At 36.4% G+C, this 23,196-nt stretch carries 15 protein-coding genes; 4 read left to right on the forward strand and 11 right to left on the reverse strand.

Translation table 11 applies throughout. The features are described 5' to 3' along the window. Positions 1-62: 62 nt before the first annotated feature. The 3 genes from ACP6PM_RS13460 to ACP6PM_RS13470 all read right to left on the reverse strand — a co-directional run bounded on the left by ACP6PM_RS13460 (position 63) and on the right by ACP6PM_RS13470 (position 3,714). Positions 63-2,144 (reverse strand): thioredoxin domain-containing protein, encoded by a 2,082-nt coding sequence (locus ACP6PM_RS13460; protein ID WP_426585364.1) that lies wholly within the window; start codon positions 2,142-2,144, stop codon positions 63-65. 468 nt (positions 2,145-2,612) lie between these two features. Further along, positions 2,613-2,930, reverse strand: coding sequence for a hypothetical protein (locus ACP6PM_RS13465; protein WP_426585366.1), 318 nt, complete (start codon positions 2,928-2,930; stop codon positions 2,613-2,615). 526 nt (positions 2,931-3,456) lie between these two features. Then, positions 3,457-3,714 carry a hypothetical protein gene (locus tag ACP6PM_RS13470; RefSeq protein ID WP_426585368.1) on the reverse strand — a complete coding sequence of 86 codons (258 nt, stop codon included), beginning with the start codon at positions 3,712-3,714 and terminating at the stop codon, positions 3,457-3,459. Positions 3,715-3,821: 107 nt separating this feature from the next. Between ACP6PM_RS13470 and ACP6PM_RS13475 the strand changes: the two genes are divergently transcribed. Continuing rightward, complete coding sequence (locus tag ACP6PM_RS13475) at positions 3,822-5,393, forward strand: hypothetical protein (protein ID WP_426585369.1); 1,572 nt, start codon at positions 3,822-3,824, stop codon at positions 5,391-5,393. 898 nt (positions 5,394-6,291) lie between these two features. Here the strand turns inward: ACP6PM_RS13475 and ACP6PM_RS13480 are convergent. From ACP6PM_RS13480 to ACP6PM_RS13500, 5 genes are all read right to left on the reverse strand, one after another. Further along, complete coding sequence (locus ACP6PM_RS13480; protein WP_426585371.1) at positions 6,292-6,711, reverse strand: late competence development ComFB family protein; 420 nt, start codon at positions 6,709-6,711, stop codon at positions 6,292-6,294. A 678-nt stretch (positions 6,712-7,389) separates the two neighbouring features. Next, the gene (rbsK, locus tag ACP6PM_RS13485) at positions 7,390-8,310 is read right to left on the reverse strand and encodes a ribokinase (protein ID WP_426585373.1); all 921 of its coding nucleotides are present in this window, start codon (positions 8,308-8,310) and stop codon (positions 7,390-7,392) included. A 113-nt stretch (positions 8,311-8,423) separates the two neighbouring features. Continuing rightward, a complete protein-coding gene (locus ACP6PM_RS13490) occupies positions 8,424-8,849 on the reverse strand; it encodes a FeoC-like transcriptional regulator (protein WP_426585374.1) in 426 nt (141 codons plus the stop codon). An 83-nt stretch (positions 8,850-8,932) separates the two neighbouring features. Next, positions 8,933-11,263, reverse strand: coding sequence for a Fe(2+) transporter permease subunit FeoB (feoB, locus tag ACP6PM_RS13495; RefSeq protein ID WP_426585376.1), 2,331 nt, complete (start codon positions 11,261-11,263; stop codon positions 8,933-8,935). Positions 11,264-11,679: 416 nt separating this feature from the next. After that, positions 11,680-12,288: a FeoA family protein gene (locus ACP6PM_RS13500; RefSeq protein ID WP_426585378.1), complete on the reverse strand. Its 609-nt coding sequence runs from the start codon at positions 12,286-12,288 to the stop codon at positions 11,680-11,682. A 1,631-nt stretch (positions 12,289-13,919) separates the two neighbouring features. Here ACP6PM_RS13500 and ACP6PM_RS13505 point away from each other — a divergent pair. From ACP6PM_RS13505 to ACP6PM_RS13515, 3 genes are all read left to right on the forward strand, one after another. Next, positions 13,920-15,845, forward strand: coding sequence for a heavy metal translocating P-type ATPase (locus ACP6PM_RS13505; protein WP_426585380.1), 1,926 nt, complete (start codon positions 13,920-13,922; stop codon positions 15,843-15,845). A gap of 975 nt (positions 15,846-16,820) precedes the next feature. Beyond that, positions 16,821-16,997, forward strand: coding sequence for a hypothetical protein (locus tag ACP6PM_RS13510; protein ID WP_426585382.1), 177 nt, complete (start codon positions 16,821-16,823; stop codon positions 16,995-16,997). A 74-nt stretch (positions 16,998-17,071) separates the two neighbouring features. Then, positions 17,072-18,850, forward strand: a complete 1,779-nt coding sequence (locus tag ACP6PM_RS13515; protein ID WP_426585384.1) for an iron uptake porin — start codon at positions 17,072-17,074, stop codon at positions 18,848-18,850. Between the two features lie 482 nt (positions 18,851-19,332). Here the strand turns inward: ACP6PM_RS13515 and ACP6PM_RS13520 are convergent, their stop codons facing one another. From ACP6PM_RS13520 to ACP6PM_RS13530, 3 genes are read right to left on the reverse strand one after another with little or no spacing between them, the layout of a single operon-like run. Further along, the gene (locus tag ACP6PM_RS13520) at positions 19,333-20,646 is read right to left on the reverse strand and encodes a diguanylate cyclase domain-containing protein (protein WP_426585386.1); all 1,314 of its coding nucleotides are present in this window, start codon (positions 20,644-20,646) and stop codon (positions 19,333-19,335) included. Positions 20,647-20,649: 3 nt separating this feature from the next. Beyond that, the gene (locus tag ACP6PM_RS13525; protein ID WP_426585388.1) at positions 20,650-21,042 is read right to left on the reverse strand and encodes a response regulator; all 393 of its coding nucleotides are present in this window, start codon (positions 21,040-21,042) and stop codon (positions 20,650-20,652) included. A 29-nt stretch (positions 21,043-21,071) separates the two neighbouring features. Beyond that, the gene (locus ACP6PM_RS13530; protein ID WP_426585390.1) at positions 21,072-22,691 is read right to left on the reverse strand and encodes a sensor histidine kinase; all 1,620 of its coding nucleotides are present in this window, start codon (positions 22,689-22,691) and stop codon (positions 21,072-21,074) included. Positions 22,692-23,196: the final 505 nt, after the last annotated feature.

Genomic DNA, 23,196 nt, shown 5'->3' on the forward strand with positions numbered 1-23,196 from the left:
GAGTAGTAGGTGTTAAATTATTTATTTCACATAACACCTACTACCTAAAACCTAACACATTCTTATTTAGCCCAACGATTTTGACTTTGCTCTAAATGTTCCAATAATTCCTGTTTACTAAAAGAGGGTTTTTTACATATCAAACCTTGACAAACTAATCCCACAGAATTTTCTGGTAAATCAGTTTCTCTCTTATAAATAGCAGTAGGAAAATACTGAGTAATTAAATTAGAAATTTCTGCTTCAGAAGTTTTGACTAAAGTTTGATTTCTGTACCAGTCTAGGGCAACAAATAAACTGGGACAAGCTTGGGGAGATTTTTTCATTATGCTGCTAAAAGCTGTTAATGCTGACTCAGCTCGGTCGAGATAATGTAATTCTTCAGTTAGCAAAGATAGACGTACTAAATTAGTAATTGCTATGCCATTTGCTGCGGGAGTTGCATTATCAATATAATTGCGTTCTCGTAATATTAATTCTCCACTAACATCCGTAGGAGCATTATAATAACCTGCTGCCTCTAGACTCCACAAAAACTCATCAAATTCATCTTGTAATTTGATTGCCGTTTCTAACCAAAAATTAGGATTTGATGAAGTTTCTAAACTAATCGAAGCTTGCTGTAAATCTAGCAATGCTTTAATAAACAAAGCATAGTCTTCCGACTGTGCAATTACTGCAGGTTTACCCTCATAATTTAGCCGTTGAAAACGTCCATCAACCCACTGATTTTTGATGATGAAATTAGCAGCATTAACTGCTAAGTCTAGATATTTGGAATTCTTAAATACTGTGGCTGCTCTTGCTAATCCAGAAATCATTAAACTATTCCAGGCAACAATCATTTTAGTATCTGTTACTGCGGGAATTCTGCCAGGCCAGTTATTATTTTTTGCCTCTTGATTATTTGTTGCTGGTGGAAAAGTTTCTACATTAACTACATTAAAAGGTTGAACACCATAGCGTACTTCAAATAATTTAGAGAGAGAATTTTCTACAGTTTCGCTTAACTCTCCTACTTGCTTTCTTTGCAAGACAATTTTTCCTTCAAAGTTGCCATTAGATGTAATAAAAAATTGTTCTGATAGTTCAGATAATTCTTCCGAGGTTAAGAAATTTTCTAATTCTTTATAACTCCAAACATAGAAAGCTCCTTCTTCTGGTTCGACTTCATCTGGAGTAGTAAAACTATCAGCATCTTGGGAGGCATAGAAAAATCCGGCAGGTGCTGTCATTTCTCTTTTTAGCCAATTTACTGTTTCAATAATTCCCCGTTTAAAGGCTGGTTCTTGATATCCTGCACTCCATAAATTAGCTAAATATTCAACAATTTGACCGTTATCGTAGAGCATTTTTTCAAAGTGAGGAACTGTCCAAGTAGCATCTACTGTGTAACGATGAAAACCCCCCGCTACATGATCGTAAATTCCGCCTAAAGCTATATTTAATCCCCTTTGTAAACAAACTTCATTGTTGTTATATTGAGATTTAAAATTAAACTTTGTTCCCTGTAAAGCTGCTTCAGCATAAGGCATCATCGGAAAGCTTTGTTGAGAATAGCAATCGCTAATAATTCCTGTACTAACTTCTAAACCTTTTTGTAATACTTCTTCGCTTAAATCTTCTGCTTCTGGTAATAAAACTGACTTCCTTAAACCCTCTAACATTTCCGCTTTTAAAGAGTCAAGTTTGTTTTTTTCAAGGTCATAAAAACTCCGAATCTTTTGCAAAACTTCTAAAAAACCTGGTCGTCCGTAACGAGGTTCAATAGGGAAATAAGTACCACCTACAAAAGGTATTAAATCATCAGGAGTTAAGAATATATTTAACGGCCAACCACCCTGTCCGGTCAACATTTGTAATGCCTGCATATAGATGCTATCTACATCAGGTCTTTCTTCTCGATCTACTTTAATTGGTAAAAATTTTTCATTCAAATATTGAGCGATTTTATCATCAGAAAATGCCTCTCCTTCCATAACAGTACACCAGTGACAACTTGAATAACCAATTGATAGAAAAATAGGTTTATCTTGTTGTTTTGCAGTTTCTAAAGCTTCCTCACACCACGGCCACCAATCTACAGGATTTTCTGCGTGTTTGCGGAGATAAAGACTTTGGGATTTAGCTAAACGATTAGTCATATTAATGTTTCCTTTAATTACGGATATATTGTCAATTATCTGAGTGTTTTTAAGAATGGATAATCAACTTTGCTGAAGATTATAACGTATTTATATTTTTTTGGACTTGATTTAGATAAACTCTTATGATTGAATTCTAATGTTTACTGTTTATTTAATGATAAAAATGTTGTTGCTTGCCTTCTGTCTGCTGGGTGTCAAACTAGATATTTTTGATAATTATCTATTTTTCCTGAGAGGTAGTAGAAGATATTTTTGAGGCAAAAAAACATTCTTTGACTCAGAGAAATTTATCTTGACCTTAACTCTCACAGATTCGGGAAAATAAAAATGTTTTATTTTTTCTTTGTACCTGAGATAAGGAGTGTTTTTCCCACCGCAGCTGTGGAATTGTTTTCTCTTTTTCCACACAAGGAGTAGACCAGAGACTTTTCTCACAAAAATCTTCTTTTTCTCATCAGAATTTACCTAGACATTAACTTCCAAATATTCCGAATCATGAAACATTTTTACTTTTTGCTTCTCCTGGAGATAACTGCTGGTTTTCCCACCAAAGCTGTTTGATTTTTTTGTGTTTTTAGTCAGAGGGAGTACACCAAAAATTTGACTTACAAAAACATTCTTTGACTCAGATAAATTTATCTTGACCTTAACTCTCACAGATTCGGGAAAATAAAAATGTTTTATTTTTTCTTTGTACCTGAGATAAGGAGTGTTTTTCCCACCGCAGCTGTGGAATTGTTTTCTCTTTTTCCACACAAGGAGTAGACCAGAGACTTTTCTCACAAAAATCTTCTTTTTCTCATCAGAATTTACCTAGACATTAACTTCCAAATATTCCGAATCATGAAACATTTTTACTTTTTGCTTCTCCTGGAGATAACTGCTGGTTTTCCCACCAAAGCTGTTTGATTTTTTTGTGTTTTTAGTCAGAGGGAGTACACCAAAAATTTGACTTACAAAAACATTCTTTGACTCAGATAAATTTATCTTGACCTTAACTCTCACAGATTCGGGAAAATAAAAATGTTTTATTTTTTCTTTGTACCTGAGATAAGGAGTGTTTTTCCCACCGTAGCTGTGGAATTGTTTTCTCTTTTTCCACACAAGGAGTAGACTAGTGCAGAATGGCGGAAATAACTGACCAGTTACAAAACCCTAAAAGCCTTGCCAATCAATACTTTTGACTTCTGACTTCTGACTTCTGACTTCCGCGTAGCGGCACTAGAGACTTTTCTCACAAAAATCTTCTTTGACTCAGAGAAATTTATCTTGACCTTAACTCTCGCAGATTCGGAAAAATCAAACATTTTTATTTTTTCCTTGTACCTGAGGTAAGGACTGCTTTTCTACCGGAGCTGTGGAATTGTTTTCTCTTTTTCCACACAAGGAGTAGACTAGAGACTTTTCTCACAAAAATCTTCTTTGATTCAGATAAATTCACCTTGATAACTGAAACGACCTGAACTCCCAAATCTTCGGAAAAATGAAATATTTTTACTGGTGAGTTGAGTATAAATAAGGAGTGTTTTTCCCACCAGAGCGGTGGAATAGTTTTCTCTTTTTCCACACAAGGAGTACACCAGAGATTTTTCTCACAAAAATCTTCTTTTACTCAGATAAATTCACCTTGATAACTGATAACTGATAACTGATAACTGATAACTGATAACTGATATGAATTACTCAAGAAGAAACTTCCATAAATTCACTATGCAATTTTCTTTAGGAATGGGAATTGCGCCAATATTGTCAAAATATCTGAATCTCAACTTATCAGAAAATTTACTAGAAAATAAACTTAAAGAATTTTTTGCTTATCTCGACCCAGAAATTGATTTATTAATTCCGACATATTTGGGAAATGACCAAAGAAGATTTTATGGTCGTGGTACACCAGAAAATTTTCAAGTTATAGATAAATTTAAACTAGGAACAGGTGTAACTTATGTTGGTAAAACTAGAAAAGTATGGAGTGGAGCTGGATGGACAGGACAACCCACTATTACTAAAGATAGGGGAAAAACTTATTTAGTTATTGGCGGTTATGATTATCTTTTGCGCAAAATAGATGTCGCGAATAATCAGGAAGTTTGGCAATATAAATTTGATGATGTGATTAAAGGTTCGGGTACTATTTATATTGATGAAACTGCCAATGAAGAGAATCGCATCGTAATTTTACAAGGCAGCAGAACAGGTAGACCGAAAAAAGGAATTGCTCCTAGTTTTCGCGCTATTTCTTTTAGAACTGGCAAAGAAATTTGGCAACTTGATATTAGGAAAACCCGTAGTTATAGCCGCGATAATGATAGTTCTGCTTTGCTACTGGGAAATGGTTTAATTTTTAATGCTGGCGAAAATGCTATTGGTTATTTCATTAATAGTTCTACCAATAAAACTAAAATTAAATCTGGTATTAAGCAGCCAGAAATATTATCTGAACTGAAACTTTATGTAGATAGTGACCGGAAAAGACAAGGCGGAAATATTGTTTCTGAATCATCTCCTGCTAGACTTAATAATAAAATATTTTTAGCAGCAGGTTCCGGGCATATTTACGGTATTGATATTGAGAGTAAAAAGATAGTTTGGGATTTTTATACAGGTTCAGATTTAGATGGTACAGTCGCTATTTCTAAATCAGGTAAATTATTCTGTGCCATTGAGAAACAATTTATTCCGGGAAATGGTGGAGTGGTAAAATTAAATCCTAATAAAATACCCCAGGAAAGTGTCGAATGGTTCTTGCCTACAGGTAATATTAAATTTAATAGTTGGTTAGGAGGAATTATTGGGTCAGTAGCATTGAATGATGAATATAATAATTATGGAGAATTCCCGGCATTATTTGCTACCAATGCTATTGATGGATATCTATATATTGGTTCCCAAGATTTAACCACAGGAAATAAAGTTAAAGGACCTTTGAAAAAATTTAATTATGATACTCCTGTAATTGCGTTTAAGCAGAAAATCGGACCTTCTATTTCAACACCAATTTTTACTGATGGAAATAAATTGGTAACTGCTGGATACAATGGGGTTTATATGTTTAATCTAAATTGGGAATCTGCTCAATCTAATGCTCAAAATGCTTTGCCTAATAACAAGGGAGAATTTTTCCGTTTAATAGTAGAAGAAGTTGGCAAATTTGCTGGTAAAGTTTCTTTTGAATCTACTCCTATTGTTTGGGATGGAATTGTCAGAATTTGTGGTCGAGATGGTTGGTTATATAGTTTTGGTTGAAGCGGTTTGCCAGACGGTTTTTTTTTGCACATATCTATGGATGATTAATATTATGTTCGGTAGAACAGTTATAATAAGGCTTCGTAGTTTTGCTTTAGCCCCAATATTAAGTATTGCAAGGGCTAAAGCCCAACTACAAACAAAAACTTTATTATAAGTAATTATCCGAACATGATATAAGTTGAAATTCATATTTAAAAACCAAAAGAATAACCTCTCTAAAATTAGGGGGTTAACAAAAATAATTACCAGATTAAAAATTACCAAATAATTAAATTTTAAAGCCTATCTTTGCCTTTGCCAGGGGCAGTCTCCCTACAAAGAGAAAAAGAGAAAAAAATTATTTTTAGTTAATCTTTTTCTTTTTAAGGAGAGGTAATAATTAATTATTATACCTCTCCGGAAATTAAGATTTAAGAACCTTTTTAGAGAGACTTCAGGTGAATTATCGGAAATATCTATTGAACAAATGTGTAATACCAAGCATGAAAAAAGAATGTTACGCATAATAAGTGTGATTAAAAGACACGTGCAGGAGATGTCTCTTTGATAAAAAAGATAATTTCCGACCTAAAAAATGGTATTGAAGCCATTCATTCTGACTCAGTCCTCCTTTACGTCGCCAATCCGACAGCTCCCCTACCTGACTCCTAATAAATAGCCTAGTCATTTGTAGCAAACATTTATTAAATTGGTATAAATTGTCTCAATCTTATGCCTATTCACTTATTTCAATTTTAACTACCCGTGACATTTTGGCGATCGCTATAATAGATTACTTATGCAAGTGTAGCCCAAGTTTATGAAATTGGTATGAAAAATTCTTTCTGTAGAATTTGTCTGGTAGATGCCATCCCGTAAGCTGATAGCTGATAACTGATGTCTAAATCCTGACTGCTTATCTAGCACACCCTGGGCGATAGTAGCTACTATGATGCCAACTATAGTTTTGATTGGTACTTTTTTGAGTTTCTGAAGTAGGTTTTGCTGTTGAGGAAGATACTTTTTTGATTTCCTCCTTAAATAGAGGAGTTGATTTTCTGAGAATATCTCTTTGTACGGCAGCAAAAGCATGATGTACTACCAAAGCAATCTTTTTTTCATAATCTTTTTGGGCTTTTTTTATTTGAAACTGCAAACCTTCCTTACTAGAAGCATATAATGGTGGGAGACGATTTAGTGCATAAGTTTCCACATCAGCTCGCTTAATATATTTTGCCAACTTTTCAGGCAACAACGTCATTTTCCGATTTACTTCCTCTGCAACCATCTCTTCCATGATATTTAGATATTTCTTTTTAGAATTAGTCTGAATCATTTTAGTTCTCCTGTTTATTTTCAAATACTGAATATTTTTTTGTGTTCATTAATTCTATGTGTAATAATCTCAGCTTTTTCTGGTTGTGGCAGTGACCTCTGAGTAAAATTACGGTGATTTTTGGGAAGCGCTCGAGTGAGTCAAAAAGTATTGATGGAGTGAGTTATTCAACTACAACAAAGTGAAGCAAATTAATGATTTGGGGTGATGAGGATCACAATCTACAGATGCTCATACCGTTTCACGGAAGTTAGAAGTTAAAACTCAGAAGTCAAAAGTCATATTTGAATGGCTTAAAAGTTAAATTATATAGCAGAGTTGTCGCTAAATAAATTAAGACACAGCAGTAATACCTGATGTTTTTATCCATAAATAGCTAAAATTATCACATGACAAGGGTTTGCCAGTTTTTTTAGTTATAAAGCGACAAGTCTAGTAATTTCAGCTTATGATTTCACATCATCGGTTGCCAAGTATTTGTGACATTTTTAAAGTAAATTGGTATTAGAGAAACATTTTATAGGATTTGCCCTTAAAGTTAACATATTAACACTCAATAATATATGAATATTAAGTAAAGATTTCACCTGTTTTATGAAGAGTTGATAAAGATACTAAATGGGTTCTATAGAACTCATATTTGCCACGTGAAATGCTTCCAAACCTACCACCTAAAATCTAATACCTTCTTAAAAGAAAATTGTCAAATGTTTTTCTATCTGGCATCGCAGGTTGAGCGCCTGATTTCGTAGCACATAAAGCACCAGCAGCAGCACCCCATTTTATGGCATCTTTTAATGACAAACCTGTATCTAATGCTGCTGCTAAACCACCATTAAAAGCATCACCCGCAGCAACAGTATCGATCGCTTCTACTGCAAAAGCAGGTTGAAAAAATGTTTCTTCAGAAGTTGCACAAACAACACCCTGATCGCCTATTTTCACCACAGCATATTTCACACCACGCTGACATAATTCAATAGCTGCCTGAGTAGCAGTTTCTTGATTATTTACTGCAAACCCAAGCAGTTGAGTTGCTTCAATTTCATTAGGAGTAATAATATCGATCAAATCATAAAAATCATTGGGAAAATTTGTTGGCATTGGTGCTGGGTCAAGAATAACTTTAACTCCCATTTCTTGAGCGACTTTTGCTGCACTCATAGCAACTTCCACAGGAATTTCTAATTGTAAAAGTAAAGCTGTAGCATCCGGTAGCAAATTTCTCAGACGTTCCACATCTGTATTATTAATACTATGGTTAGCACCCGGAATTACAATAATACTATTTTCTCCAAGAGCATCAACGGTGATAACCGCCACCCCAGTATGAATATTCTCATCAACTACCACACCTACTGTATCAACATTAGCAGTTTGCAAACTTACTAGAAGTTGTTGCCCAAAACTATCATTTCCTACTCGCCCCACTATTTTGGTAGGAATGCCAAGACGAGCACCAGCAACAGCTTGATTTGCTCCTTTACCGCCACCCGCCGTCAAAAAGTTATTGCCATTAATAGTTTCTCCTGCCATCGGTAAACGGAGAGTAGTGGTTACAAGGTCGATGTTGATGCTACCAAAAATAATGATGCTCATATTTACAGCAATTTTCAAATAAATAAACTACAGCAACCAAAATAAATAGTTGAGGTCGTCAAAATCTCAGATTCCCTCTCAAGGAGAGGTAATAATTAATTATTAATTATTAATTATTGAGACTGACTTAACCCAACCCATTCATAAAATTCAATCATTTCTGACGAACAGTGGCAGCATTTAGCACATTTTTCTCCTTTCATCAGACGAATTCTTCCTTTATTAATTAGTCGTTTGAGTAAGGGACGTATAGCATCAGTATCCATATGAAAATGCAAAGCCAACTCAGCTAAGGATATCTTGCCACATTTTTCTAAATAACCTTGAATATCAGTTAAAATCATAATCAGGGAATAGGGAATAGGGAATAGGGAATAGGGGAAAGTAATTGATAATTTACAGTGGTTTTCACTTCGGTAGACCACAGTAGGGGCGATTCGCGAATCGCCCCTACTGAGTTTTGGTTGTGACGTGAGGTCATCAATCTCAGAAGCGTTGTATGGATAAGAATTGATTTGATTTTGGATTTTTGGAGACATCTATTGGGAATCCACAACCAATTGATTCTGTCTCCTGTATTCTACCTCCTGACTGATAACTGATAACTGAAATGACTCCTTCTTCAAGTAATTTGTTGCTGACTTCTTAACCGAACAGGTTGAGCTAATTTCATCATAACCAAGGTACAACCCGTAAATACCAATGAACCTACAATCCACATCAAGGAAAATGCAGGATGTTGTCCAAAGGTACAAACTTGATAGAAAACAGTGGCTACAATGTAGGCTAATCCTGTTGTCCACAAAGCCACAAACAGCATCCATCCAATATTAGTTTCTCGATAAACAGCCGCCGTTGCTGAAACGCAGGGGAAGTAGAGCAGCACAAATAACAAATAAGAAAATGCTCCTACTTTGCCATCAAACCGCTTCACCATTGCCCCAAATGTTCCTAACTGTACTTCCTGTTCCTCAGCCGCCGTTTCTACGTCTTGAGTATCTCCAATATTTAACCCCAGGGGATCGAGTAGTTGATTCGGTAAATCGGCTAAATTAGCGGGAATTGTAGCAAATGCTTCTCCAATACCTCCCCAGAAGCTAAAACCTTCTTCTTCAGTTTCTGCATCAGGATTATCTTCTTTAGCTAATTGTCCGTAAATCGAATCGAGGGTTCCCACCATCGCCTCTTTAGCAAAGACTCCAGTGAAAATTCCCACTGTTGCCGGCCAATTTTCCTCTGTAACTCCCATAGGACTAAAAATCGGCGTGACAGCTCGACTGGTGCTACTGAGAACAGATTGTTCGCTGTCTTGGTTCCCAAAAGAACCGTCCATACCAATAGAGTTTAACAATCCTAAAACTATCACCATCAAGACAATAACTTTGCCAGCTTTCCACAAAAATGCCTTTAAGCGTTCCCAGGTTCGGATTAAAACACCTTTAATTCGGGGTAGATGGTAGGGCGGTAATTCCATGACGAAATGACTTACTTCTCCTTTGAGAAGGGTATTTTTCATCACTACTCCTGTAAAAACCGCTGCCAAAATGCCCAACAGATAAAGTCCAAACACAATATTTTGTCCGCCGATGGGGAAAAAAGCTGCAGCAAAGAGAGCATACACGGGAAGCCTCGCCCCACAAGACATGAAAGGATTCATCATAATAGTCATTAGCCGATCGCGGGAATTTTCTAAAGTCCGTGTAGCCATAATTGCTGGAACATTACAGCCAAATCCCACTAACATTGGTACAAAGGATTTTCCTGGCAATCCCACTAACCGCATTAACCTATCCATCACAAAAGCAGCTCGCGCCATGTATCCCGAATCTTCCAGAATTGATAAAAAGAGGAACATAAACCCAATTACGGGAATAAAAGTGGCAACAGTTTGAATTCCTCCCCCAACTCCATCAGCTAAGAGAGCAATTAACCACCCTGGTATACCCATTCCTTCCAAAAGATTAGCTAAACCATCAACAAAAATCGTGCCCGCAGCAATATCAAAGAAATCAATAAAAGCAGCACTGACGTTGATGGTAAAGAGAAACATCACATACATTACTAAGAAGAAAATGGGAATCCCTAGCCAGCGATCGAGGACAATCCGATCTAAGCGATCAGAAGTTGTACTACTGGCTTCGCCAATGCGTTCGGTAGCTCCTTGAGTTAATTGGCGAATAAAACCATAACGGCTGTCAGCAATAATAATATCAATATCTTCCCCCAATACCTGATGGATTTGGCGACGATTTTTAACCACAATTTTCACCAAGTCTTCACCCCCTAATTCTGGGGCAACTTGGTCTTCATATTGCAGTAAATTTAAAGCTGTCCAGCGAGGTTCGACAATGCGTTTGCTACTGTGTTCAATAATGTAGGGAACCAATTCTGCTAAGGCATCTTCAATCACTGCTGGATAAGCAACATAGCTCGGCGAAGGACTGATATTTTTCACCAGTTCTCCCACCGTATCCAATAAGGGTTTGATTCCGTCTTCTCTAGCAGCATTCATCGGGATAACTGGACACCCTAACCGTTCTCGTAAGAGATCGGCATTGATGGAAATACCTCGGTCTTGGGCGACATCCATCATATTGAGGGCAACAATCATTGGTAGCCTCATCTCCATGATTTGTGTTGTTAAATAGAGATTACGCTCCAAATTCGAGCTATCAATGATATTAATGATTAAATCTGCTTCCCCAGACAGCAGGTAATCCCGCGCCACCAGTTCATCCATCCCGGTTCCCTCTTCTTCTACATCAAGAGAGTAAACTCCAGGTAAGTCTACTAGGGTAATTTCTTTACCTTGGTGTTGAAACTGACCTTCTTTGCGGTCTACAGTTACGCCAGGCCAGTTACCTGTACGTTGGTTGGCTCCTGTTAGGGCGTTAAAAAGGGTTGTTTTCCCACAATTGGGATTACCAATGAGGGCAATAATGGGTTTTAACATTAGTTTTGAAGATTAGAAGTGAAAACTTGTTTTTACAGAAAAATTTAGGTGTTGTTGAATGACTTGATGATTTACAGTGCTTTCTGTTGTTATGAGGTACACCCGTCGCGGGCAAGATGCCCGCACTACAAGATTTTTATCATTAAAAAATTGAGGGAACAGGAAACAGGGAACAGGGAGGAATTGATCGGAGAAAAGATTTTTATTATGGCTAATTAATGAGATTTGATATAAGTAGTCAGTAGTTTTTTTCCTATTAGATCGTCAAACTTGAATTTTCATCTGACTAACTCAAATATAAAATAATCCCTTTAAATTCCTGTAAAGTCAAAGTTTTAAGTCTATCAAATCTTATTTTTGACTTTTAACTTGCGCGTAGCTCCATACCTGCGGAATCCCAAAATTTAGCTACGCACCTAGACAACCTCAACTACTAAAGCATCTGACTCTTCTTTGCGTAAGCTCAGATGAAAATCTCTGACGAGAATCTCTACGGGGTCTCCCAAAGGTGCTACCCGAATCACCTTAAATGTTACGCCAGGAGTCATCCCCATTGACAACAGTTTTTTCTTATAGCCTCGTTTGACTTCGTTGTAACCCACAACTCTGCCTTCAGTTCCCTCTGGCATTTCTCGCAATAATATTGTCTTTGTTTGATTTTTCCTGTTTTCTTGGTCACTCACTAAAATGTTGTTAGCCATTCCCGAACCCACACCGATGCGGTTATCTTCTATGGCGACTAGAACCGAACCACTAGGTTGAGCGCTGATAATTTGCAATTGAGCCCCTGGATTTAATCCCATTCCTAAGAGGCGATTAATTCCTCCTTTTCCCTGAAAACCAACTAACCAAACCTTTTGTCCAACTGTTGTTTGTGATAGGGGATAGGAGTTATTATCCTTCACTGTTGCCCTAACTTCATCATCAATTTGACCATTACTCAACTCATTAAAAAAGTCAAATTTCCAATCTATGCGATTAGGAGAGACAATGTTTTCATCAGTTTCATTCACTTTCCAATCCATCTCAAGCTCCTTAAACCTAAAGTTTTGTAATAACTAATAACTTAATTTTGGTTTATTTTTTAATCAAATTTTTTTAGTTAAAATTTGAGATATTAAAAAAAGTTGTTAGTTATATAGAACCCACATTCCACAGGTTTTATCTAAAATATAGGGGTTTTAAAAAGTTAATACACTACTGGTAATGTATCAGTATTACTATTTATACTGACCGTTCTTAGAAACCTACAACTATCTGTAAAAATCTATGATTTTCTGATAGTCTGTTCTATTCCCTATTCCACTGGTAATGTAGGCACTCACCAGTTCACAGTCTGTCACGGTCGATACGTCGCCAATCCGACGGCTCCCCTAGCCCGCCATAGCTAAATTTAACGCTGCATTCAAGTCTCGAATAGATATAGACAACAGTTAAAAACTCTACCCATAGTGGTGCAGAATGTGGGATAGAAAAATTGCTAAAACTTCACATATAGCAATCGTTTATGGTATTTTTTATTCTTTAGATAGCTACAAGATTGACAGAGCAAAGGTTTTCGCAATTTTTATCGCTCTATAACACTCTATAAAGTGATAAGTCTATTAGTAATTAACTAGGGTTGACTACTCCCCTGGCTCTTGCCAAGGGGATTCTAAGTTGATACTACGCAACAGGATAAATCCGTGTTGCTCCGTCTGTTCTTAGCTGACCAAAGATACACTCTCTGGGGACAAGTCAAAGTGCCCCTACACAGTCGGCTTAAGTCTAAACTTAGCTTTCTGCTTACTTTATATGATGATATTTGCAGTTCCATTACAGTCTGCATTCACAAAACAATTATTACCACTCCTATACAAGCCACGCTGTCGTACAGGCAGTCGCTCATGGGGGAAACCCCCTTTGGCGGCGCTGCATCGCTTGATTCTTTTTCCTGACGGTTTCCAATCATTGGGTTTTTCACCATAATTAGGTAGATAGTCACCATCTAAAAATGAAGCAATACTTGTATAGCTTTCCTCAGTTTATTTAGGTAATTGTGGTAATTAATTTAACCTGAATTTCAATTAATTAAAACAATTCTTAATAATTAATTGATTTGTTTTTTCATTAATACCTGTCGATTATATTATCATAATTCATTAGAATATTTTCTCCAATTAAGTTAAGAAATGATTAAGAACTAGGGTTGATAAAGATGAACTTATCCAACTAATGGGGCTTATACCATTTCTCAAAAACTTTCCTACATTTTATTGAGTAGGGGAGTAAGTAGGGACGTTGCATGCAACGTCCCTACCGAAGAAGTAAAAATAGTAATAATTGACATTAACCAGCGAGTAATTATCAAAAAAGTTCCATGTGCCTGTCTAAATTACTTAATAATTGAAGTTCCACTCAAGTGTAGTATTAATGCATGATAATTGGTATTACATAAAACAGATCTTGAAAAAAATCTAGTAGAAACTATAGCAATATGATTTGAGTTGTGAGATATTGAAAACTTTTAGGGAACACTTAACACTTAACACTTAACAGGGAACAGAAAAGAAGAAAAAAACGTATCATATTAATATAATAATTGCTATATTCTATACTTTTAAGGAACATCTCAATTCTCACAACTGATTCCTGATTGCTATATCTTGAAACTCCTATGAATCAAAAAAATTTTTCTCTGCCTCAATACCTCCAACTTGCTCAATATTATCCAGAAGCATTTGCTGCGGGAACCTGTGCTGTACTGATTTTTTTTAGTTGGTTTTGTTTACAAATTAATTGGGTTGGTTTAGCACTATTAATTCTAGCAACAGCTTATGTAATTGGTGGTTATGAAAGTGCTAAAGAAGGTATAACAACTCTCTGGTCAGAAAAAGAATTAGATGTTGATTTATTGATGATTGTTGCTGCTTTGGGAGCTGCTGCTTTAGGCTTATGGCAACAAGAATATCACTTAATAATTGATGGGGGAGTACTAATTTTAATTTTTGCTATTAGTGGCGCTCTCGAAACTTTTGCTATGGAGCGAACTGAACGTAACATTCAGAAATTAATGGCTATTACTCCTGATACTGCCAGATTAATAGTCGATCGTCAAGAAACAGAAATTCCGGTTAATCAATTAAAAATGGGAGATTTTGTCTTAGTTAAACCTGGAGAACTTATCCCGACTGATAGTATTATTATTGAAGGCAGTAGTACCATTAATCAAGCTCCAATTACAGGAGAATCTATACCTGTTGATAAGACTGTAGGAGATGAAGTTTTTGCAGGTACATTAAATGGTAATGGTGTTTTAAGACTAGAAGTAAATAAATCTCCAGAAAGTAGTTTAATTCAGCGTGTAATTCGTTTAGTTGAACAAGCAAAAACTGAAACTCCACCCTCTCAGAGATTTGTGGAAAAATTTGAGAAAATTTACGCTAAAGTTATAGTTATCTCAGGTCTATTACTCGGAATTTTACCGCCATTTTTATTAAATTGGAGTTGGGAAACGACAATTTATCGAGCCTTAATATTTTTAGTAGTTGCTTCTCCTTGTGCTTTAATGGCATCAATTATGCCTACTTTACTATCTGGCATTGCTAATGGAGCTAGACAAGGAATTTTATTTAAAAATGGTGCTCAATTAGAAATGATGGGAGAAATCAAAGCGATCGCCTTCGACAAAACAGGAACTCTGACTACTGGTAAACTACAAGTTGTTGATATTATCCCTAGAAAAGGTAAGTCAGAAAATGAAGTTTTAGAGTTAGCTGCTGCCCTAGAATCTTGTTCTGAACATCCTATTGGAAAAGCTATTACTCAAACAGCAATTACAAAAAATATTCAGTGGCAAGAAGCAACTAATGTTAGAGCAAAAACTGGCGAAGGGATTACAGGTATTGTTAATAGTGAAATTATTATAGTAGGCAAAGAAAATTTAATTAAGTCAGAAGTAAATAACTTTAGTTCCCACTTTTTAGATGAAAGTAATCGCCTTCAAAAACAGGGAAAAACAGTTATTTTTGTCGCACAATCACAAGAAATTATTGGCTTAATATCTGTTGCTGATACTGTCCGCTTAGAAGCTGGTGAAATGATAAATCAACTCAAGTCTATGAATATCAAATCTATAGCTATGCTGACAGGAGATAATCAACAAACTGCTCATAGTGTTGCTCAAAATCTCGGTATAAATCAAGTCTATTATGAATTATTACCAGAAGATAAATTAACAGTAATTAAGCGCCTACAACAACAAAATAAAAATGTAGCAATGGTAGGAGATGGTATTAACGATGCTCCCGCTTTATCTCTAGCAACAGTTGGTATTGCTATGGGTAATGCAGGTAGTGATGTTACCTTAGAATCAGCAGATATTGTGTTAATGGCAGACCGCTTAGAAAAATTAGTAGAAGCGATAAATTTAGGTCGTCGCGCTAACCGTATTATCAAACAAAATATTACTTTTGCTATTGGGTTTATTTTCCTATTATTAGTCGCTAACTTTACTGGAAATATCAATATGCCTCTTGGGGTACTCGGTCATGAAGGGTCTACAGTTTTAGTCACATTAAGTGGTTTACGTCTACTAAAATAATAGTCATTAATGAATATAAAGCTTCACTATATTAAGATTTGTCAGCCAACTTACCGAATAATTATTAATTGTTGAAATAGCGACAAATTTTAACGCTTACCTACTGGCGTGTCAAGACTAGAATTGTGGTTTAGGAGCAAGCAACCTAGAAGATCTCTCCCCCAACCCCTCTCCTGCGAGGAGAGGGGTGAAATCCCCCCCTTCCCTTGCAGGGAAGGGGGTTGGGGGGTTAGGTTTTTTTAACCCACATTTTCAAGCTTGACACAGTAATACCAAATTGATAAATGTTTGCTACAAATAGCTAGGCTATTTCTTATAAGTCACGAGTCAGGAGTCAGAATAAATAGGTTTGATACCATTTTTTCTGTCTTAATTTATCTTTAATGAAATGAGAAAAAAAATTTACAGCCTTAGAAACAGAATCAGAATTAAAAAGACTTTTTTTCCAAGAATATAGATGGCCGTATCAAAGAAAAATTACAAGCACTTTACTGTTTAAAAACGAAAAAGTTATATACTATTGGACAGATAAGCAGGTACACAAAATTAATAATTAATTATTAAATAATTCAGGTTAAAAGCCTCCTTTTTCAAGGATAAAAAGTGGTCGTTTGCGTAGCATTTCATAGGATAGGATGGATGGGTTACCTAACCATATCCAATCTCCCCTTGAAAAAAGAAAATATTCCTTATATTCAATTCCCGTAGGGTTTTAACCAGAGGTAATTATCAATTATCAATTATCCATTATCCATTAATGAACTGTTCCCTGTCTCCTTTTTATATTTCCTTTACAAACAGTCTCTTATATTCAATTCCGTTATGGTTTTAATCAGAGGTAATTATCCATTATCCATTAATGAAACATCTATACAAGCTGAATTCTTTGCCTTCTAAAGATTGCAGAGAATTAGAATAGGTAAATAATTTTGTTTACGTACTTATAGCAAGCAATCCGATCTGAATTGTGAGATATTGTCAACTTTTAGGCAACAGGCAACAAGTAAAAAGCAAAAAGCAACAAGCAACAGACAACAAGCAACAGGCAACAGGCAACAGACAACACAGATGACCGAGATTTATTATCTAAGGATACGCTCGGCGATCGGGGTGAAACTAGACTACAGCGCTCAAACTAAGTTTTGCCTTTAGATGTCTTTCCCCTGCAAATTCCGAGGCAATTAATTTTTTAAACTTGACACTTCCAAATAAAGAGTTAATAATAAATGAATTCAATAAGTAATTATCTTCTGACAAGTCTTGCAAAGCAGTCAGTTAGGATATTATTTGCTTTTTATCCTTTACTAAGTAGGGGATACCACGAACAATTAATAGGTGTGATTCAAAAATTAATGAAATTATTTCTTAATAAAGCGAGAAAATATAGCCCCGTTATTCTGAGTACCACCTTATTTATAGCCAATCCTGCTCAGGCAACTCCTCCAATACAAATTGCCCAAGCATTTCGTCCCCTACCAATGGATGACCCCTCATTAGCAGTACCTAGCGTATCTGAGCTAGAAGCAGAAGAGCCAATAGATCAGGTAACATCTGTCTCCCAATTATCAGACGTGCAACCTACAGACTGGGCATTCCAAGCATTACAATCATTAGTAGAACGTTATGGTTGTATAGCAGGTTATCCCGACGGCACCTACAAAGGCAACCGCGCCATGACTCGCTTTGAATTTGCTGCCGGATTAAATGCTTGCCTAGACAGAATCACAGAATTAATTGCTGCAGCAACCAGTAACCTAGTTACCAGAGAAGACTTAGCTATATTGCAACGTTTACAAGAAGAATTTGCCGCCGAACTAGCAGCATTGCGGGGTCGTGTAGATTCTTTGGAAGCACGCACCGCTGAACTAGAAAGCAATCAGTTTTCTACTACCACCAAACTCAATGGTGAAGTTCTATTTTGGTTAAATGATACTTTTGGGGAAAGAGCAGAAGCCCGTGGAGAATCTTCTGGTAATGACAAAACCGAGACTTCTCTTTCTTATCGTGTCAGGCTAGAGTTTGAGACTAGCTTTACTGGAGAAGATTTGCTCTTTACTCGTCTACAAGCTAATAATCTTAATGAGTTGAGCGAACCAGACCTCACTAATACCTTAATGACTCTTGCCTCTATTGATGAGGGTGATGCTAATGATAATTTTGGTATTGACCTGATGTTCTATCAGTTTCCCATTGGAGAACGTGCCCAAGCTCTCATCGGTCCTATTGGAGTTGACCTAGATGACGTTTCTGTAGTTCTAACACCCTTTGCAGATGAAGGAGATGGAACTATTTCTAGATTCGGACGACGCAACCCAACAAGTTTCCGAGGTCCTGCTAATGCAGGTGTTGGTTTTAGCTACGCATTTAATGATAAGTTTCAGGTAAATGTAGCTTACTTAGCAGACGATCCGGCAAATCCGACTGAGGGTGCGGGTGCATTCAATGGTGCTTATAGTGCATTAGGTCAACTTGTGATTGAACCTAACGATAGCTTGGCATTTACTCTGGGTTATGTGCGTAAGTATTGGGGTGACGATGGGGTTGATATTACTAATGGTACTGGTAGTTTTAAAGCTCAAGACCCCTTCGATGGTGTGGCGACAACTGCTGATAACGTTGGGTTGCAAGCTCATTGGAGAGTGAATGAAAAGTTGGAAGTGGGAGGTTGGTTTGGTTCTACCTGGGCGCGACCAGAAACTGAGAATAGTGATGATGATGATATTACTATCATTAATGGAATGTTGTATTTTGCTTTCCCAGACTTATTGAGAGAAGGAAATCTTGGTGGTCTGATGGTTGGCGTGCCTCCTATTGTTACTGATGGGGGTGATGATGATGCCTTGAAGGATGATGATACATCTATACATATAGAGGCAATTTATCGTATTCAAGTTAATGATAATATCTCTTTGACTCCTGGTTTATTTGTGATTACTAATCCTAATCACGATGATGTTAATGATACTATTTGGGTTAGTACATTCCGGACTCAGTTTAGGTTTTAACTAAAATCGGCGATCGCTAACATAGTTAGTGGAATCGCCGATCATTTTGATATTATGGCCATCTCAAAAAAAGGATTACTTTAACATATTTAAAACCAAAGAGATAGGTAACTTTTCTTATCCTTTGATTGAAATGCAATGTAAAAATTCTTTGCTAATTATCTCAACTAATCTTGAGTTGTCCAATGTGCGGTTAAATTCCCATTTTCATCTTTTAACCAAATCATATATAGAGGTAATTATCAATTATCCATTATCAATTATCCATTAATGAAGCTGTTTAGATTTCATAGCTAGATTCACTAACGCCCTTAAAAATTTAAGTGGGCAAGCAAATACTATTCCTCTATCAAATTGGTATAAGCTGTTGCCTACCTCCACAATAAATCACAATCATCAAAGGACTACCAAATTTCATGGGCTAAAGCCCTACTAAAAGCTATATCATAACCGCGCTTGAGAAAAACTTTCTTATATTAGTCTCAACAATAATTGTTGCGCCCAGATTTCTTGGCTTGGTACAATACCGTATCAGCACTCCGAAGTAATGTGCTACTATCTAAACCATCCTCAGGATATAAGGCAATTCCAATACTAGTTGTTACCTTGAGACGATGACCTTCTAAGATAAATTCTGGCTGCATGCTTTGAATCAATCTCTGGGCAATCTCAATCACGTTTTCTCGAGAGCGAATTTCCGGTAAAATAATTCCGAATTCATCTCCTCCCCAACGGGCAATCAAATCAATTTCTCTCAAACAACCGACAAGACGCTGAGTAACACTCTGTAACAATAGATCTCCCACTGAGTGACCGAATGTATCATTAACCTGCTTAAACCTATCTAAATCGAGAAACATTATCGCCATAATTTGTGAACTTTCAGCAGCATAGGTAATAGCTTCAGAAAGTTTCAGATCAAATAAAGCTCTATTTGGCAGGTTAGTGAGAGTATCATGCAATGCTTGATACTCAATAGTTGCTTGTTTTTGCTTTTCTCTAGTCACATCTCGAAAAGTCAATACCTGACCAACAATTTTATCTGATAATTTTTGAGGCTGGGAATCATACTCAATAATCCTACCATTTTTTAATACTAATAAATCCCGTTGTTTAATATTCTCTTGCATAAGTAATGCTTGAAAAAGCACCGCATCTGCTTTGATCAAAGCTGCTAAAATCAAATCAACTAGCTTTTGACTATCATCTTTTGAAGTTGAAGCAGGTAGATGCCAAATTTCAGCAAACTTTTGATTAAAAATGACCACTTTTCCTGAACTATCTAGGACAAGAATGCCATTTGCTGTTGCTTCTAGGGTGGCTAATAGCAGTAATAAAGAATTTTCTAACTTAGAATTAATTTCCTTGAGCAGCGTATTTTGTTCAGCAAGTTTTTGTTCTTGAGCAAAGCTTCGTAAAGCTTCAGTAACAGTGAGTATTAGATCATCTTTATTCCAAGGTTTAGAGATGTAGCGGTATAAAGCACCAGCATTAACCACATTCGCTACCGAATCAACATCAGCTTGACCAGTAAGCATAATTTTTAACATCTTGGGATAAAGCTTGTGGAGTTCAATCAACAAACTATCCCCATCCATCTCCTGCATATGGTGATCGGAAATTATCAAAGGAATTTTTAAGCCCTCTGCTGTCAATTCTGCACAAAGAGAAAGAGCTTCTGCACCACTGTTAGCCAACTCAATGTTATAGTCTTTGCCAAAATTGCGCCTAAGTTGCCGCCCCAAAGTTTCGAGAATTATCAACTCATCATCAACACAAATAATGACTCCTTTCATATTTTACTGATTCAAAGCTTGATTAATAATTTGCTGTAATTCTTCCTCTGACCAGGGTTTGTCAAGGCAAGCATAAAGGTTGGCTTTTTTTCTAGCCCGCTCAATAGCCTCCTGGTCAGCTTGCCCAGTCAGCATCACGGTAATAACTTCAGGAAAGCGTTGATGAACTTGAGCTAAAAACACATCTCCTTTGGTATTAGGCATGAGCCAATCAGAAACAATGGCCAGAATTTGTACGCCTTCTTCTTCTAACTCATCAATCACATCCCAAGCTTCTTGAGCACTTTGGGCAACCTCATAAATATATTTGTTGCCAAAACCACGTTGGAGTTGTTCTTTGAGAGCTTTCAGAATGGGCATTTCATCATCAACACAAATAATTGCGGTCTCAGACATACTTAACCTTTCTAGATACTTTTAAAGATTTAACGGGAGCCTACAGGCAACCCTATATAAAATATAGTATCTCCTGGTTGGCTGTCCACTCTTATATATCCCTGATGTTTGTCAATAATTTTCTGGCAAATGTGAAGTCCCAAACCACTACCTTCACCCGCCGACTTGGTAGTAAAAAAGGCATCAAAGATTTTCGGCAGCAGTTCTGACGGAATACCTGCTCCAGTATCCTTAATACTTACTTGAATCCCATTTTCCTCTTGATGGGTGGTAATAGTCAGTGTCCCTCCTGACTCCATAGCTTGAATTGCGTTGTGAATTAGATTTGTCCAAACCTGAATCAGTTCGTCAGGATATCCCCAGATTTCGGGAATATCGTGATAATCTCGAATCAGATGGATATTCCGTTTCAGTTGATTGTGATAGATTTCTAGTACAGTTTCTAGCCCATTAACGACTTTGATCAACTCCTTCTGGCCATTTGGTTGAAAACGAGCATAGCTTTTGAGGGCAAAAATTATCTTAGAGGACCGTTCAACGGCGCGGAGAATAATCTGATTGTTAGAAAAGGAGGAAGCCAGGTTGTAGGCAAACTCGATCGCCCATTCTCCATGTTCACTTTTGACCAGGGGCAACCACAAATCAGTTGTTTCGGGAACCCCCATGTCTGCTAAGAGGTTTGCAATATATCGAGGATTTTCAATGTTATGCTCTTTAAGTTGAGCAGTAATTTTACGTTTGAGGGTACGAGTTTCCTGAGAAGCAATTGAAAGTCCGTTTTCGAGTGCTTGAGCAATTAGCTGAAAAAGGCTTTCTTCTGCTTGACAACTGAGACGTTGATGTAAATGGGGGATTTCATCTAGAACTTCTTTTAAAGCCTGATCGGTATTGTTTGCTGAGGCTTGAATTGCGCCTAGGGGATTATTAATTTCATGAGCTATGCCTGCAATTAGTTGTCCCAAAGCTGCCATTTTTTCTTGTTGAATTAATTGATTCTGTGTTAGTTGGAGATTAATTAAAGCAGTTTCTAATTCCTGATTTTTATTCAACAATCTTTGACTAAATTTATAGGATAAAATACCAATAACAAGGGCTGCCATTATTAAAGCAAAGGTTGTTCCTATATCGGCAAATTTTCGGGTCTGGTGATACTGCTTAATATAGACTTCTTCTAGTATTTCAATTTCAGCATATAGCTCATCAAAAATTTTATTAATTTGAACAGCACCAATCTTGTTGGCCTCTGCAATTTTTTTCTGAGAAATTAGCTGCCAAGAATCGTTAATTACAGTTTTATAATTTGTATATAAATCCCAGATATTCTGCAGATTTTCTTGTTGTTCAAGTTTCCTAATTTCTTCAAGAAGAGTCTCAGTGATTTCCTGCTTTTCCGGAAGTTCTTCAGTGAAACTTTCATCAATTTCACCTTTAGAAATACTCTCCCATTCTAGACAATTAAGTCCTCTGACTTGCTCCTTTAATTTAATTAAGAGTAATCTGGCATTGCTACTCTCTTGTGTCATCTGATTGAGTTGGTAAATCACAATCGCACTGGCGATCGCTACTATCATTGCCGAAGCAAATATAAATCCTGCTGATAATTTGGACTTGACCTGGCGTAAAGGGGAAATCTGTGGCATATTTAGCATATTTTAAAGTTTTGTAAAACTGTCTATAACATAGCAATCCTATCTTAGTTGTAACATTTTGATGGCGACGAGGAATCAGAATTCAGCTAGGTTCTCCGTTATATTTAGGAGATCGAAAAGTCATAATTTCAAAAGTTTTATGTGAATATTTACTCTTTTTAAATAATCAAAAAAATAAGTGATTAATTAAGTTAATTGGAGAGATTTTTCACTCATAGTTATAATTTTACCATCTGGGAAATTATCTACAGGGCTACCTAAAATAATGACGGAAAATCATAGTTTATTGTAATATAGCAATCAGGAATCAGATGTGAGAATTTTACTGCTCTCTAAAAATCTAAAATATAGTGGTTATAATCTTCAGAAGATACAGTTTTTTCCTTCTTCTCTGTAGCAATAGTGCCTGTTGCCTGTTGCCTAAAAGTGTACAATATGTCACAATTCATATCAGATTGCTATAGTGACTAAAATCTAAAAGCGGTAATGCTTCAAGGGAGTGAAA

This window comes from Dapis brunnea BLCC-M229 (assembly GCF_050015995.1).
Classification (GTDB): domain Bacteria; phylum Cyanobacteriota; class Cyanobacteriia; order Cyanobacteriales; family Microcoleaceae; genus Trichodesmium.